14 protein-coding genes, 1 tRNA gene and 1 pseudogene are annotated in these 14,398 nt (G+C 62.4%); 10 read left to right on the plus strand and 6 right to left on the minus strand.

All coding sequences use genetic code 11. The annotated features are described in order from the left end of the window. Positions 1-18 precede the first annotated feature (18 nt). The 5 genes and pseudogenes from AKG11_RS02610 to AKG11_RS35825 form a co-directional block, all read left to right on the plus strand. Positions 19-246, plus strand: a complete 228-nt coding sequence (locus AKG11_RS02610; protein WP_050742843.1) for a helix-turn-helix transcriptional regulator — start codon at positions 19-21, stop codon at positions 244-246. Beyond that, complete coding sequence (locus AKG11_RS02615; protein ID WP_050742844.1) at positions 236-553, plus strand: hypothetical protein; 318 nt, start codon at positions 236-238, stop codon at positions 551-553. Before AKG11_RS02610 ends, AKG11_RS02615 begins: the two co-directional genes overlap by 11 nt. A 13-nt stretch (positions 554-566) precedes the next feature. After that, positions 567-821 (plus strand): type II toxin-antitoxin system HicA family toxin, encoded by a 255-nt coding sequence (locus AKG11_RS02620; protein WP_050742845.1) that lies wholly within the window; start codon positions 567-569, stop codon positions 819-821. Then, entirely contained in the window at positions 818-1,150 is a 333-nt protein-coding gene (locus tag AKG11_RS35345) for a type II toxin-antitoxin system HicB family antitoxin (RefSeq protein WP_012090880.1), read from the plus strand. The genes AKG11_RS02620 and AKG11_RS35345 overlap by 4 nt, the downstream gene beginning before the upstream one ends. 40 nt (positions 1,151-1,190) lie before the next feature. Continuing rightward, positions 1,191-2,225, plus strand: a pseudogene (locus AKG11_RS35825) (recombinase family protein); the annotation flags it as partial. Positions 2,226-2,399: 174 nt separating this feature from the next. Here the strand turns inward: AKG11_RS35825 and AKG11_RS34355 are convergent. Then, positions 2,400-2,660: a hypothetical protein gene (locus AKG11_RS34355; protein WP_050742847.1), complete on the minus strand. Its 261-nt coding sequence runs from the start codon at positions 2,658-2,660 to the stop codon at positions 2,400-2,402. 129 nt (positions 2,661-2,789) lie between these two features. Further along, positions 2,790-2,879, minus strand: a tRNA-Ser gene (locus AKG11_RS02640). 781 nt (positions 2,880-3,660) lie between these two features. On the opposite strand from AKG11_RS02640, the gene AKG11_RS02645 reads away from it, so the two are divergent. Then, positions 3,661-4,716, plus strand: a complete 1,056-nt coding sequence (locus AKG11_RS02645) for a porin (RefSeq protein ID WP_024269985.1) — start codon at positions 3,661-3,663, stop codon at positions 4,714-4,716. A 139-nt stretch (positions 4,717-4,855) separates the two neighbouring features. On the opposite strand, the gene AKG11_RS02650 is transcribed toward AKG11_RS02645, so the two are convergent. Both AKG11_RS02650 and AKG11_RS02655 read right to left on the minus strand, forming a co-directional pair. Next, complete coding sequence (locus AKG11_RS02650; protein WP_050742848.1) at positions 4,856-5,731, minus strand: alpha/beta fold hydrolase; 876 nt, start codon at positions 5,729-5,731, stop codon at positions 4,856-4,858. 375 nt (positions 5,732-6,106) lie between these two features. Continuing rightward, positions 6,107-8,176, minus strand: a complete 2,070-nt coding sequence (locus AKG11_RS02655) for a lytic transglycosylase domain-containing protein (protein ID WP_050742849.1) — start codon at positions 8,174-8,176, stop codon at positions 6,107-6,109. 324 nt (positions 8,177-8,500) lie between these two features. Between AKG11_RS02655 and dapA the strand changes: the two genes are divergently transcribed. Together dapA and smpB are read left to right on the plus strand one after the other, a co-directional pair. Further along, complete coding sequence (dapA, locus tag AKG11_RS02660) at positions 8,501-9,385, plus strand: 4-hydroxy-tetrahydrodipicolinate synthase (RefSeq protein WP_023515411.1); 885 nt, start codon at positions 8,501-8,503, stop codon at positions 9,383-9,385. A gap of 1 nt (position 9,386) precedes the next feature. Next, positions 9,387-9,866, plus strand: coding sequence for an SsrA-binding protein SmpB (gene smpB / locus AKG11_RS02665; RefSeq protein ID WP_023515412.1), 480 nt, complete (start codon positions 9,387-9,389; stop codon positions 9,864-9,866). Between the two features lie 29 nt (positions 9,867-9,895). Here smpB and AKG11_RS02670 read toward each other — a convergent pair whose 3' ends face one another. Next, positions 9,896-10,372: a hypothetical protein gene (locus tag AKG11_RS02670; RefSeq protein ID WP_156334050.1), complete on the minus strand. Its 477-nt coding sequence runs from the start codon at positions 10,370-10,372 to the stop codon at positions 9,896-9,898. Positions 10,373-10,627: 255 nt separating this feature from the next. Then, on the minus strand, positions 10,628-11,203 hold the full coding sequence (locus AKG11_RS02675) for a LabA-like NYN domain-containing protein (protein WP_024269987.1): 576 nt from the start codon (positions 11,201-11,203) through the stop codon (positions 10,628-10,630). Between the two features lie 411 nt (positions 11,204-11,614). On the opposite strand from AKG11_RS02675, the gene rpoZ reads away from it, so the two are divergent. Together rpoZ and AKG11_RS02685 are read left to right on the plus strand one after the other, a co-directional pair. After that, on the plus strand, positions 11,615-12,019 hold the full coding sequence (gene rpoZ / locus AKG11_RS02680) for a DNA-directed RNA polymerase subunit omega (protein WP_024269988.1): 405 nt from the start codon (positions 11,615-11,617) through the stop codon (positions 12,017-12,019). A gap of 110 nt (positions 12,020-12,129) precedes the next feature. Next, positions 12,130-14,358, plus strand: coding sequence for a RelA/SpoT family protein (locus tag AKG11_RS02685; protein WP_050742851.1), 2,229 nt, complete (start codon positions 12,130-12,132; stop codon positions 14,356-14,358). Positions 14,359-14,398: the final 40 nt, after the last annotated feature.

Raw genomic sequence — 14,398 nt, forward strand, 5'->3', positions numbered from 1 at the left:
GCAGGAGGCAGCGCAGCCATGCGTCAACCAGACCGCATCATCCGCTTCAACACCGTCCGCGCCCGCACCGGCCTGTCGCGGTCCACCATCTACCGCAAGATCGCAGAGGGCACGTTCCCGGCCCAACTCAAGATCAGCACCAACGGCGCGGGATGGCGGGAATCCGACATCAACCGATGGATTGCCGATCCCGCCGGGTGGCGGCAGCGTCCGCGCAACGAGTTCGACTTCCTCGATGACTATTGATCGCAGGAACGACGACAAGCCCGAGACAGCATCCCGTTCCCGGCACGCCGAACGCCCGCCCACGGCATCGGAACAGCTTGAGGAACTGCTGGGCTATCCGTGGCCGTTCCCCGGCAGGCCGCCCAAACACGACCTCAGCACATGGACAGTCACCGACGACTGGCCCGACCCCGTTCCGGTTACGGAGGCCGAAATCGAGGTGTTCGAGCGATGGTTCGGCGACCTGTTCGATGAACTGTTCGGCCCCGACATTGCCTTGCCTGACGCCGGGACCGAAATCGACCTTGAAAACGGTACTAGAAAATGATACTGGATGCTCCATGAAAAAGCGTCACAGAGCCACGCTGGAACTGATCTTCGCCCGCCCGGTCAACGGTTCGATCCGCTGGGCCGACATAGAGGCGCTGTTTTTAAGCCTCGGGGCGGAAGTCAGTGAGCGGGAAGGTTCGCGCGTCGGCGTGTTCCTGTTCGGCGAAGTGCGCGTCTTTCATCGCCCGCATCCGTCACCGGATACGGACAAAGGTGCGGTTGCCAGCATCCGTAAATGGCTGGACGAACACGGAGTAAAGCCATGAACAATGTCGTTGAAATCAATGGCGAGAAGGCGGTTATCGCTTTCGATCCCGAGATTCAGATGCTGCGCGGCGAGTTTGTCGGCCTCAATGGCGGGGCCGACTTCTATGCCGAAAGCGTCCACGATCTGATCGAGGAAGGCCGCAAGTCGCTGGCCGTCTATCTTGAAATGTGCCGGGAAAAGGGGATTGAGCCGCGCCGGAAGTTCTCCGGCAAGTTCAATGTCCGCCTCACGCCTGACGACCATGCCGCCGCAGTCATTGCCGCCGCAGCATCGGGCAAGAGCCTGAATGAATGGATCGTCGGGACGATCCGGGAGGCCGCTGAGTAGCGGCCTCGTTCGTTCGACCGGGTTTGAAAGGGGACTGATTATGACCGCTTCTTCCGTGCCGCTACGCGCCGCCCTCTATCTGCGTGTTTCGACGGCGCGGCAGGCCGAGCATGACGTGTCGATTCCCGACCAGAAGCGGCAGGGTGAAGCCTATTGCGAGTCACGCGGGCTGCAACTGGTCGAAACCTTCATCGAACCCGGCGCATCGGCCACCAACGACCGCCGCCCCGAGTTTCAGCGCATGATCGAGGCCGGAACGTCGAAGCCCGCGCCATTTGATGTTGTTGTAGTCCACTCGTTCAGCCGGTTCTTCCGCGATCACTTCGAGCTTGAGTTCTATGTCCGCAAGCTGGCGAAGAATGGCGTCAAGCTGGTTTCGATAACACAGGAAATGGGGGATGACCCCATGCACGTCATGATGCGGCAGATCATGGCGCTGTTCGATGAATACCAGTCCAAGGAGAACGCCAAGCACGTCATGCGAGCCTTGAAGGAGAATGCCCGGCAAGGCTTCTGGAACGGCTCGCTTCCTCCTATCGGCTATCGCACCGTCGCCGCCGAGCAGCGCGGAGCCAAGGTCAAGAAGAAGCTGGAAATCGACCCGCTCCACGCCGACACGGTGCGCCTGATCTATCGCCTCGCGCTGGAAGGCGACGGCACGACCGGCCAAATGGGCGTCAAGAATATCGTTTCTTACCTCAACAGCCGACGCATCTTTACCCGCGACGGCGGGCGTTGGGGCATCGGTCAGGTTCACCGCATCCTCACCCGCCGCACCTATATGGGCGAGCATGAGTTCAACAAGCGTAGCAAGACCAAGGAATTGAAGCCGACGAGCGAGATCGTCACCGTCCCTGTTCCGCCGATCATCGACAAAGAGACGTTCGACGCGGTTCAGAAACTGCTCAAGGCGCGCAATCCCAAGGTCATGCCAGCCCGCGTCATCAGCGGCCCGACCATGCTGACCGGCCTGATCCATTGCGCCAAGTGCGGCGGGGCCATGACCATCCGCACCGGCAAGGGCGGGCGCTATCGCTACTATGCTTGTTCGATGAAGGCGCGGCAGGGGCCGACCGCGTGCAGCGGCATGGCCGTGCCGATGGACAAGCTGGACGATCTGGTCGCCGACCACCTTGAGGGCCAGCTTCTCCAACCCGAGCGGCTGGAAACCGTCCTTGCCGCCGCGCTGGACCGCAGGGAAGAACACGCCGAGCGCCGCCGCGAGCATATCGCCGAGTTGAACAAGCGCTCAGCCGAATCGGAATTGCGCCTCAAGCGGCTTTACGACGCCATCGAGGCGGGCATTGCCGATCTGGACGACCCGGCGCTGAAAGACCGCATCGAGGGACTCAAGGCCATCCGCGATCAGGCCAAGGCGGACGCAGAGCGTGCGCAGGCGATGCTCCAGAACACAGGACAGAAGGCGGTGACGCCGCAGATGCTGCGGAAGTTCGCCGCAACCGCCCGCGACCGTATCCGGCTGGAAAGTGGCGGCTATCGCCGCGACCACCTGCGCGCGCTTGCACAGCGTGTCGAGGTCGCGGAGGGCGAGGTTCGCATCATGGGATCGAAGTCCCGGCTGCTACAGACGCTTGTGGCGGGAAGTGGTGTAAACTCAGTGCCCACTCAGGGACTGAAGTGGCGGAGAAGAAGGGATTCGAACCCTCGATACCGTTTCCGGTATACTCCCTTAGCAGGGGAGCGCCTTCGACCACTCGGCCACCTCTCCGCTCGCGGTTTCACTATGCGGCAGAGCTTGCGATTGCAAGGGCTTTTTGTTTTTCGCCCACATTTTGATGACAGGACCGGGCCTTCGGGTTGAAAGCCGTGTGATGCTGCAGCCGAATTCGACCTTCTCCTCGTGATGCCGTTTGTAAAAACGGTGCAAGGCGGATCGATGGTGGCGGTCGCGAGCGCGTGATTCCCGATGAGAGCAAGGCCGGCAGATTGCGTTTTCCAACTCGGTGGGGACGTGGCTGGCGTACTCTATATATAGGGCCTTGCAGAGGAGGACTTGTTTTGGGCTCGCGGCCGTGGCCGGAAAACCCGTCGCGTGATTCCCCGAATCGACGTGGGAAAAGCGAGCGCCTCGCCCTCCGGTTCGGGCTGCCGCCGCGTCCCCGGCAGGGAAGGGACGGGGCGGAAATCGCCCCAATGCCATGTGAAAGAGCGGTCCTTGCCCCTGTTTTGCCCGGTCTGTGGCAGGGCAATTGCAGGGTGTCTCTTTGCTAAGTGCCCGCTTCATAAGGCCTTTTGTTAATGATCCATAAACTTTTAGCGATCTGCCCCGCCATTTTGTGTCCTTTCCGCAACAGCGCTGGGCGAAGGCTGACACAAACCCTGCCTCCTTTCAGTTTGGAGATTGCTTACGGAAGCGCGTCTTGTATTTTCACTTTCGGAAGCAGGGGCGGTTGATCGTCCGCTTCCTGAACTTGGGGATGGGGCAGGGAACGCTGTCCTTCAGCAAAAAACCCAGACCCGTTTGAAACTTTTTGACTGGAGGTCAGAAAATGAACATCAAGAGCCTTCTCATCGGCTCCGCTGCTGCTCTCGCAGCAGTCTCCGGCGCTCAGGCCGCCGACGCTATCGTTGCCGCCGAGCCGGAGCCGATGGAATACGTTCGCGTTTGCGACGCATTCGGCACGGGTTACTTCTACATTCCGGGCACCGAAACCTGCCTGCAGATCAGCGGCTACGTCCGTTTCCAGGTTAACTTCGAAGAAGACTCGGCCGGCACGCGTGGCGACGACTGGGGCTACCGCGCTCGTACCCGTGGTTACCTCTCGCTTGACGCCAAGAGCGACACCGAGCTCGGCACGCTGACCGGTCACATCGACCTCCAGGCTGACTCCCACCAGGACGTCTTCCTCGACGGCGCATGGATCCAGCTCGGCGGCTTCAAGGCTGGTTACTTCTACACCGAGTGGGATAAGGGCATCAACGGCGAAACCGACGCTCTCGACAGCGGTTTCCTGAATGTCATCGGCGGCGAAAGCCTCCTGAACGCTGTATCGTACAAGTATGAAGGCGGCGCCTTCTCCGCTACGGTCGCTCTCGAGTCCTTCACCAACGCCAACGCTGGCTTCGTTCGCTTCGAAGACGGCCTCGGCATCTCGGGTGTTGTCACCGGCTCGTTCGGCGCTGTCAGCGTTGACCTGCTCGGCTCCTACGACTTCGACAACGAAAACGGCGCGATCCGCGGTCTCGTTTCCGCTGACGTCGGTCCGGGCACCCTGCAGGGCGCAGTTGTTTGGTCGTCGGGCGCAAGCCGTTACTGGGACGCTTCCGAGTGGTCGGTTGCTGCCTCGTACAAGGCTAACCTGACCGACAAGCTGGCAATCACCCCCGGCTTCCAGTACTGGGGCACGATCGACTATGACGCAGCTGGCGACTACCGCGGCAGCCGCGATGCATGGCGCGCTGGCCTGACGCTCGACTACACGATCGTTACGGACCTGACCACCAAGGTCAGCCTGCAGTACACGGACATCGACAACGGCGCTGGCAACAAGGGCGCTGGCGACGACAACTGGGGCGGCTTCGTCCGTCTGCAGCGTTCGTTCTAATCTGATCTGACCTCTGTCAGTGATGGGAGACCCGGCTTTCGAGCCGGGTCTTTTTCGTTTTGGAATACGTGATTGAAAAATGTGCACAGCTCTTCTGCGCCTTGCGTAAGGTGGATGGATCCGGGAAATCGGGAAGGGGTCAGCCGAGGCCGGCGAGGAATGCCCTGACCGATGGGAAGACATCGGCGTGATGCAGCAGCGGGGCATGGCCCTGACCGGGCGCGGTGATCGTCTGCACGGTCGTCGCCTGGGCAGCCATGCGGGCAAGCGTCTCGCGGGAGAACAGGCGGGAATGCTCGCCGCGCACCACGAGCAGCGGTGTCTTCGCCAGAAGCTCGAATTGCGGCCAGAGCGTCGGCAGCGGCTTGGAAAAGTCGATCGCCTGCAACTGTTCGGTCAGCCTGGGGTCGAAGTCTGCAACGACCCGCCCCTCGCGCTCGGCATAGATCGCGTCGGCCATGTCGCGCCAGTCGCCATCGGACAAAGCGGGGAAAGTGGAGCCGTGAATCGCCTTCAGGTCCATGCCCGCCGCGTCGAAGCTGGCGGGAGCCGTCGCGCGCACGAGATAGTCGCGAATGTCCCTTAGTCCATCGGCCTCGATTTCCGGCCCGATATCGTTGAGAACGGCACCCGCAATGCGATCGGGCTGCGCGGCCGCCATGACATGCAGGATGAGGCCGCCGCGCGAGGTCCCGGCAAAGAGTGCGCGGGGGAGATCGAGAGCGGAGAGGACCGTCAGGACGTCCCGGCACTCTATCACCACGTTGTAGTTGGCAGGATCGCTGTCACGGCCGGACTGGCCACGCCCGCGATAGTCGAGCGTGATGACCCGGCGGGGCCGCTCGGCATCCCGCGCAAGGCGCAGGGCGAGCGGATGGAAGTCGCGCCCGTTGCGGCTGAGGCCGGGCAGGCAGACGAGCGGCAGCCGGTCGCTCGCCTCTACCGGTGCATAGTCGCGTGCATGCAGCCGCAGTCCGTCTTCAGCTGAAAAGAAGCGGCTCTCAAATCCATCCATCGCTATGCACTCGCCTTGCGGTCAGGGAGGGGCGTTCGAGCGTGGTGCGCGTCGAACGGGTGAGGGAAGGGAAGCCTAGAGTTTGTCAAGGAAAAGTGAAACCCGGTTCTCCTGAAAAACAAACGAAAACAAAGAACCCTAGAGTCTGCCAGATTGAGTATGAAGCTGACAGACCCTAGTTCCAGGCGAAACGGTATCGCCGTGGCTTTGGACAATCTGGGAAAAGATGCGTTTCGGCGGCAACTCTGGCCGATGCGGGGGCATGAACCGCGTCTGAGCCATACGCAAACGGGTGAAGCGCTTTAACGATTCGAACGGCAGCGCACGCATGCCGGAGCGGACCGACAAAGGCAGGTGCGCGATCGGCCGGCCGCCTCAGCGACCGACACTGAGATCGTGGACGATATCGGCCTTTTGGCCGAGCCGGGTCTTGTAGACCTGGTAGTTCTCCATCACGCGTTGCACATAGCCGCGGGTTTCGGAGAAGGGGATGCGCTCGATCCAGTCGACGACCTCGTCGATCGGCTTGCCGCGCGGATCGCCGTAGCGGGCGATCCACTGCGGCACGCGGCGGGGACCGGCATTGTAGGCGATGAAGGTCAGCACGTAGGAGCCGCCGAAATCGCTGATCTGCTCACCGAGATAGTGAGCGCCGAGCGTGGCGTTGTAGGCGGCATCCGTCGTCAGCCGCTCCTTGGAATAGGCAAGGCCATAGCGTTTCGCCACGCCCTGCGCCGTGCCGGGCATCAGCTGCAGCAGGCCCTGGGCATTGGCGGGAGAAACGGCCGCCGGGTTGAAGGCGCTCTCCTGGCGGGCGATGGCATAGGCCAGCGCCTTGCCGGAACCGGCAATGTTGGCGCTTTCGGGGATGACGCCGATCGGGAAGGCGAGCGCGGCCACATCGATGCCGCGCCCGAAGGCAATCTTGCCGATCTGCAGGGAAAGCTGATGATTGCTGCCCTTCTCCGCCTGCGCCGCAAGCAGGGCGAGTTCGCCCGGGCTCATCAGCTCGCCGGCGAGCGCCCGATAGAGGCTGTCGCCGCGCCAACCGTGGCCGGCGGCCTGCAGGCGGGCGATCGCCTGCACCGCCTCGCGCTGGTTGAAGCGGGTGCGCTCCTCGGCGCTCGGCTTCGGATAGGCGACGTTCAGTGCCGTGCGGCCGAGCCGTGCGGCGGCAAGCTGGCCATAGAAGGTGCCGGGGAAATTTGCCGCCTTGGCGAAATAGTCCTTCGCCGCCTTCGCATCGCCCTTCTCCGCCGTCCGCCCCAGCCAGTACCAGGCGCGGGAGACTGAGAGCGGCCGGTCGGAGACCTGCAGGATGCGCTGGAAATGGCCGGCCGCGGTCTTGGGATCGTCGAGGTCGCGCAGCGCATACCAGCCGGCATGGAATTCCGCCTCGACGATATCGGCCGGATCGTCCGCACCGTGTCGTGCCGCGACGCGATAGGCATCGCGGGCGTCGCCGAGATCGGCGAGGCCGCGGCTGACGATGCGCTGCTCGTTCCACCAGGCGCCGGGATTGACCAGTCGTGCCGGGTCCTCCGGCATGGCGGAAAAGAGCTTGCCGGCCGCGCGGTATTCTTCGTTGTTGCGCAGGTGGCGGATGCGCAGGAACGTGTAGGCCGGATCCTTCTGCCAGCTCGCATCGACGGCCTTGATCAGCGTGCCCGCCGTCTTGTTCTTGCGGATGACCGCCGCCCAGGCGCGGTAGAGCGACTGCGCCTTGCCGAGATCGCCGAAACGCTGCGCCTGGTCGGCGCGGTCGCGATAGAGCAGTATCTCCATGCGCATCTTGTGATCGCCCGCCGTCAGGAGCGTGCCGAACTCGTCGAGGATCTTCGTCTCGACATCCTTGGAAAGTGTCTCCTTCTGCCAGAAGGAACGCAGCACCTCGCCGGCGCGCGCGGCGTTGCCGCTCGCGACGAGCGCGCGGCTGAGCACGATGGCGCCGTCCACCGTTTCCGGGCGTGTCGTGCCGAAGGCGGCGATGACATCGGCGGTCGGCGGGTTCTCGCGGGAAAGCGCCCGCTCGGAATTGGCGCGCAGCGCCTTCAGGCCCGGCCAGCCTTTCAGTTCGTTCTGGGCGGCGGCTATTTCCCAGGAGGGAACGCCGCGTTGGCCGGAAACGGCGATCGCCCAGGTCAGGATATGCCGGTCGAGGTTGTCCTTCGGCAGGCGGTTGCGGGCCGCAATGGCGGTGGCCGCGTCACGGTTGGAGAGCGCATCGAGCCCTTCGCGCAGTTCCACGCTTGCCGGCTGCACGCTGTCGGTGCGCGGAATGGCATTGGTGATGATGTCCTTCGAGGGCATATCCGCAGCAAAGCCGAGCGGCTTCACCGCCGGCACGCCGGCGTTGTCGGCCTCGACAGGCGAAGAGCGCAGTGCAAAGCCGGCCACACCGGCTAGGAGCAAGGCGCAAAGGGCAAAACTGTTTCGCGAGATCATGTCACATCCCGGGTGCCTGACCGGCGGTGCATTTCGACCGTCATTTTCCGCCAGATCCTTGACAATCAGTTAACCCTTTGTTGCCTTAACGAAACCTTAAGCGCCGCGCTCACTAAGCCGTGAAGGCGTCCGCTTTCCAGGCGACGGATCAGGGGACGCGAATATTCGCGCATCCGCCGCCCTTCCGCCTTGATCATGCATGAAAAACGCCCCTCGCGCCGCTTGCCGCATGACTGTCACATGATTATTGTGCGGGCGTTTTTAACCACGGAATACGGCCAAAGCATGTAAGCCCACGGGCGGCTCTGGCCTCAGGAGTTCTCGATGCTCAAGGGATCCTTTCCCGCTCTCGTCACCCCGTTCACCGATGCCGGCGCCGTCGATGAAGACGCCTTTGCCGCGCATGTCGAATGGCAGATCGGCGAAGGCAGCCATGGCCTCGTCCCGGTCGGCACGACCGGCGAATCGCCGACGCTGTCGCATGACGAGCACAAACGGGTGGTGGAACTCTGCATCAAGGTCTCGGCCGGCCGCGTGCCCGTGATCGCCGGCGCAGGCTCGAACAACACGAAGGAAGCGGTCGACCTCGCCCAGCACGCCGAAAAGGCGGGCGCGAACGCGATTCTCGTCGTCACGCCCTATTACAACAAGCCGACGCAGAAGGGGCTCTTCGCGCATTTCGCGGCGATTGCCGAAAGCGTGAAGCTGCCGATCGTCATCTACAACATTCCCGGTCGCTCGGTGGTCGACATGTCGCCGGAGACGATGGGCGCGCTGCACAAGGCCTATCCCTCGATCGTCGGCGTCAAGGACGCAACCGGCAAGATCGAGCGTGTGTCCGAACAGCGCATCACCTGCGGCAAGGATTTCATCCAGTTCTCCGGTGAGGACGCGACCGCGCTCGGCTTCAACGCCCATGGCGGGACGGGATGCATCTCGGTGACGGCCAATGTCGCCCCGCGCCTGTGCGCGGAGTTCCAGCAGGCGACGCTTGCCGGCGACTATGCAGCGGCGCTGGAATACCAGGACAAGCTGATGCCGCTGCACAAGGCGATCTTCCTCGAGCCCGGCCTTTGCGGTGCGAAATATGCGCTGAACCGCACGCGCGGCATGAACCGGTTCGTCCGTTCGCCGCTGCTGTCCTCGCTGGAGCCGGCGACGGAGGCGGCCATCGACGCGGCGCTTCGCCACGCCGGCCTCTTGAACTGACATGGCGACGAAAGCCCGCCCGACGACGGTCAAGAAGATTGTAGCGGAGAACCGAAAGGCCCGCTTCAACTACGAGATCATCGACACCTACGAGGCCGGTCTTGTCCTGACCGGCACGGAGGTCAAGTCGCTGCGCGAAGGCAAGGCGAACATCGCGGAATCCTATGCCTCGGACGAGGGCGGCGAGATCTGGCTGATCAATTCCTATCTGCCGGAATATCTGCAGGCCAATCGCTTCAACCACGAGACCCGCCGGCGGCGCAAGCTCCTGCTTTCGAAGCGTGAGATCCATCGCCTGCGCATCGCGATCAACCGAGAGGGCATGACGCTGGTGCCTTTGAAGGTCTACTTCAACGATGTCGGCCGGGCCAAGCTCGAACTCGCGCTTGCCAAGGGCAAGAAGCTGCACGACAAGCGCGAGACCGAGAAGGAACGCGACTGGAATCGCCAGAAGGGCCGCCTGCTGCGCGAACGCGGCTGAGGCGACCCTTCTTCTTCGACGTCTTTTCCTTAGAACTGGCTGTAGAGCTGTGCGATGACCGACTGGTGCGCGCTGCGGGCGGCCTGCTGGTTGCCGGTATCCGCAGGCACGTCCGGCGACGCGGCCGGGTTGGCGCTCGGCGTGCGGGCGGTCAGGAAGCTTGCCATCAGGCTGTTGAGATCGTTGCTCTCGATGGCAAGGCGTGCGGTCGGGTTGCGGCCGTTGGCAACACGCTCATCCGCCGCCGCCTGCGACGGTGGGACGGCGTAGGAGGGCAGGGCGGAGATGCCCGGTAGCCCGTTGGACGTATAGAGGAAGCTGAGATCGCCAATCTCCTCGGCGATGTCGGACGGGGTCGATACCTGGGTGACCGGCTGCGGCGCTGCAAGCGCGGCAAGGGCCGAGACCGCCGGGCGGGTTTCCGCCGCCATGGCCGGTGCGCGCACGTCCAGCGTGCTCGATGCTCCCCGGTAGCTGTTTGCCGAAAGCGATACTGCGTCCACCATCGTCCCGATGTCCCAATGCGAAATGACTGTCCGATATCGGGAATAGCAGGGGAGTCTTGAAGAACCTTAAGACCCGGCAAGGGTATTTGATTCAATGTTTAAGGAAAGCTTGAAAAGGCCGGATTTCGGCACTTCTCCCTCGTGCGGCCACACACGAAATCCTTGTCAGGTGAGCGTCGCCCCGCTCATTGCCGCCATCCTCGGCCCTGTGCCGAGGATCGACATTTGCACCTGGAACATGGGCGGAGGGCTGCCTTATTCGCCAACGGTTTCCACTGGCTCGACGACGCGCTGCGGGCGTTCCGAAGGATCGCGGCCGATTTCGGCCTTCAGTGAGCCGAGGTCGATGAAGTAGTCGGCCTGGCGGCGCAGGTCGTCGGCAATCATCGGGGGTTGTGTCTGCATGGTCGAGACGACGGAAACCTTGCGGCCACGGCGCTGCAGCGCCTCGACGAGCGTGGTGAAATCGCCGTCGCCGGAGAAGATGACAAGGTGGTCCACGGTCTCGGACTGCTCCATCGCGTCGATGGCGAGTTCGATGTCCATGTTGCCCTTGATCTTGCGGCGGCCGAGCGAGTCGGTGAATTCCTTGGCAGGCTTCGTGACGACCTTGTAGCCGTTGTAGTCGAGCCAGTCGATCAGCGGGCGGATCGAAGAGTATTCCTGGTCTTCGATCAGAGCCGTGTAGTAATAGGCGCGCAGCAGATAACCACGCTTCTGGAAGGCCTTCAGGAGCTTTCTGTAGTCGATGTCGAACCCGAGTGTCCTGGAAGCCGCATAGAGATTTGCACCGTCGATGAAGAGGGCGATTTTCTCGCGGGGGTCGAACATACTGTGCAATCCTTTTAAATAGAAGTGGATACAAACGGTTGAGTTTTGGCCGAGTGCCGAGGTGGCCGGATGCACTATCCGGTTGAATTAACTCTTTTTCATATAATCTTCATTTAGGGCAGAGGGCCCGGCTTTCCAAGCAAACCTAGGTTGCGAAGGCCATTTTTCCCCCCGGCATCGTTTCAGAAAAATCAAGGGCGTCGGAATTGGGGAATAGTTCCCGCGCTTTACCCTATTTGTCCGATCTTTTGGCTTTTTACTTTCCGTAACGTGAGGGCTAAATCAGAAGTTACATGGGCAGCCTTACGACACGCGCCACAGCGCCTTGGGGAAGGAAAAACTTGAATTTGCCGTCCATTGCCTGTATCGGGCATGCAAACTCATGAAATTCTCGATCACAAAGGACAGGCAATGGCCCGTGTCACCGTTGAAGATTGCATTGACAAGGTAGACAACCGCTTCGAGCTGGTTCTTCTTGCAAGCCATCGTGCCCGCCTCATCTCGCAGGGCGCCGCCATCACCATCGACCGCGACAACGACAAGAACCCCGTCGTCGCGCTGCGCGAGATCGCCGACGAAACCCTTTCGCCTGATGACCTCAAGGAAGACCTGATCCATTCGCTGCAGAAGCATGTTGAAGTGGACGAGCCCGAGCCCGATCCGGCCAGCATGGTCGTCGATGCCGCCACCGGTACGGTTGCGATCGAAGAGGACGAGGACCAGCCGGAAACCATCGCCTTCGACCGCATGTCGGAAGAAGAGCTGCTGGCCGGCATCGAAGGCCTCGTGCCGCCGGAAAAGAGCGACGATTACTGATTTCGGTTACTTTACCGAAGCCTTTGATATTGCGAATGTCGGTGCGCCCCTCTTAAGGTCGGGGCGCACTTTTTTTTGCCCCGCCGTGCCGGGGAGGGAGCCGATCGAGAATGATGCGTCAATATGAACTCGTCGAACGGGTTCAGAAGTACAAGCCCGACGTCAACGAGGCCTTGCTGAACAAGGCCTATGTCTATGCCATGCAGAAACATGGCCAGCAGAAGCGGGCGAGCGGCGATCCCTATATTTCGCATCCCCTCGAAGTGGCCGCCATTCTCACCGAGATGCGGCTCGACGAATCGACCATCGCCGTCGCCCTGCTGCATGACACGATCGAGGACACCAGCGCGACGCGCGCGGAAATCGACGAACTGTTCGGCGAGGATATCGGCGCTCTGGTCGAGGGCCTGACCAAGATCAAGAAGCTCGATCTCGTCTCGAAGAAAGCCAAGCAGGCGGAAAACCTGCGAAAGCTGCTGCTCGCCATTTCCGACGACGTGCGCGTGCTCCTCGTCAAGCTCGCCGACCGGCTGCACAACATGCGCACGCTGGACCACATGACACCGGAAAAGCGCGCCCGCATCTCCGAGGAGACGATGGACATCTATGCGCCGCTCGCCGGCCGCATGGGCATGCAGGACATGCGTGAAGAGCTGGAAAACCTCTCCTTCCGTCATATCAACCCGGAAGCCTTCGACACCGTCACGCGCAAGCTGGAAGACCTGTCCCAGCGCAACGAGGGCCTGATCCGCAAGATCGAGGACGAACTGCGCGAGTTGCTTGTTGTCAACGGCCTGCCGGACGCGCTCGTCAAGGGCCGGCAGAAGACGCCCTATTCGGTCTTCCGGAAGATGCAGTCGAAGTCGCTCTCCTTCGAGCAGCTTTCCGACGTCTACGCCTTCCGCATCCTCGTCGACGACATTCCCGCCTGCTACGCGGCGCTCGGTATCGTGCACACCCGCTGGCGTGTCGTGCCGGGCCGGTTCAAGGACTACATCTCGACGCCCAAGCAGAACGACTACCAGTCGATCCACACGACGATCGTCGGCCCGTCGCGCCAGCGCATCGAACTGCAGATCCGCACCAAGCGCATGCACGAGATCGCCGAATACGGTATCGCCGCCCATTCGCTCTACAAGGACAAGGAAGTGGCGAACGGCGAGGTTGCCCGCTCGCCGGGCTCCAACGCTTATGCCAGGTTGCGCCGCACGATCGAATCGCTGGCGGAAGGCGACAATCCGGAAGAGTTCCTCGAGCACACCAAGCTCGAGCTCTTCCAGGATCAGGTCTTCACCTTCACCCCGAAGGGCCAGCTCATCACCCTGCCGCGCGGCGCGACGCCGATCGATTTCGCCTATGCGGTGCACACCAATATCGGTGATACCTGCGTCGGCGCGAAGATCAACGGGCGCATCATGCCGCTCGTCACCCGCCTCAGCAACGGCGACGAGGTGGAGATCATCCGCTCGGGCATCCAGGTGCCGCCGCCGGCCTGGGAAGAGATCGTCGTCACCGGCAAGGCGCGCGCCGCGATCCGCCGCGCCACCCGCGCCGCCGTGCGCAAACAATATTCCGGCCTCGGCTACCGCATTCTGGAGCGCACCTTCGATCGCGCCGGCAAGTCCTTCTCGCGCGACGGCCTGAAGCCTGTCCTGCACCGGCTGGGCCAGAAGGAAGTGGAGGACGCCATCGCCGCCGTCGGTCGCGGTGAGCTTTCCTCGCTCGACGTGCTGCGCGCCGTCTTCCCGGACTACCAGGACGAGCGTGTCACGGTGAAGCCGAGCTCGGACGACGGCTGGTTCAACATGCGCAGCGCGGCAGGCATGGTGTTCAAGCTGCCGGGCAAGGCGAAGACGGCGCTGGAGGAGGGGGCGAGCGAAACCGGCCCTGAAGCCCTGCCGATCCGCGGCCTCTCCGGCAATGCCGAGGTGCATTTCTCCGTCGGCGGTGCCGTGCCGGGCGATCGCATCGTCGGCATCATGGAGAAGGACAAGGGAATCACCATCTACCCGATCCAGTCGCCGGCACTACAGAAGTTCGACGACGAGCCGGAACGCTGGATCGACGTGCGCTGGGACCTCGACGAGGCGAACAACACCCGCTTCATGGCGCGCATCATGATCAATGCGCTGAACGAGCCGGGCACGCTCGCCGAAGTCACCCAGACGATTGCCACCAGCGACGTCAACATCCGCTCGATGTCGATGACGCGCGTGGCGGCCGACTTCACCGAGGTGCATATCGATCTGGAGGTCTGGGACCTGCGCCAGCTCAACCAGCTGATGAGCCAGTTGAAGGAGCTTCAGTCCGTCTCGACGATCCGTCGCGTCTTTACATGACAGTTTCTATGCAAAAATGTGGCATCCTGCCTTGAATAAG

Origin of the sequence: Shinella sp. SUS2 (genome assembly GCF_001262505.1) — a bacterium.
In the GTDB taxonomy this organism is placed as follows: Bacteria; Pseudomonadota; Alphaproteobacteria; order Rhizobiales; family Rhizobiaceae; genus Shinella.

Excerpts from the sequence above, each read along its gene's own strand:
- AKG11_RS02610 (WP_050742843.1), top strand. The coding sequence starts at position 19 with ATGCGTCAACCAGACCGCATCATCCGCTTCAACACCGTCCGCGCCCGC.
- AKG11_RS02615 (WP_050742844.1), top strand. The coding sequence starts at position 236 with ATGACTATTGATCGCAGGAACGACGACAAGCCCGAGACAGCATCCCGT.
- AKG11_RS02620 (WP_050742845.1), top strand. The coding sequence starts at position 567 with ATGAAAAAGCGTCACAGAGCCACGCTGGAACTGATCTTCGCCCGCCCG.
- AKG11_RS35345 (WP_012090880.1), top strand. The coding sequence starts at position 818 with ATGAACAATGTCGTTGAAATCAATGGCGAGAAGGCGGTTATCGCTTTC.
- AKG11_RS02645 (WP_024269985.1), top strand. The coding sequence starts at position 3,661 with ATGAACATCAAGAGCCTTCTCATCGGCTCCGCTGCTGCTCTCGCAGCA.
- AKG11_RS02650 (WP_050742848.1), bottom strand. The coding sequence starts at position 5,731 with ATGGATGGATTTGAGAGCCGCTTCTTTTCAGCTGAAGACGGACTGCGG.
- AKG11_RS02655 (WP_050742849.1), bottom strand. The coding sequence starts at position 8,176 with ATGATCTCGCGAAACAGTTTTGCCCTTTGCGCCTTGCTCCTAGCCGGT.
- dapA (WP_023515411.1), top strand. The coding sequence starts at position 8,501 with ATGCTCAAGGGATCCTTTCCCGCTCTCGTCACCCCGTTCACCGATGCC.
- smpB (WP_023515412.1), top strand. The coding sequence starts at position 9,387 with ATGGCGACGAAAGCCCGCCCGACGACGGTCAAGAAGATTGTAGCGGAG.
- AKG11_RS02670 (WP_156334050.1), bottom strand. The coding sequence starts at position 10,372 with ATGGTGGACGCAGTATCGCTTTCGGCAAACAGCTACCGGGGAGCATCG.
- AKG11_RS02675 (WP_024269987.1), bottom strand. The coding sequence starts at position 11,203 with ATGTTCGACCCCCGCGAGAAAATCGCCCTCTTCATCGACGGTGCAAAT.
- rpoZ (WP_024269988.1), top strand. The coding sequence starts at position 11,615 with ATGGCCCGTGTCACCGTTGAAGATTGCATTGACAAGGTAGACAACCGC.
- AKG11_RS02685 (WP_050742851.1), top strand. The coding sequence starts at position 12,130 with ATGATGCGTCAATATGAACTCGTCGAACGGGTTCAGAAGTACAAGCCC.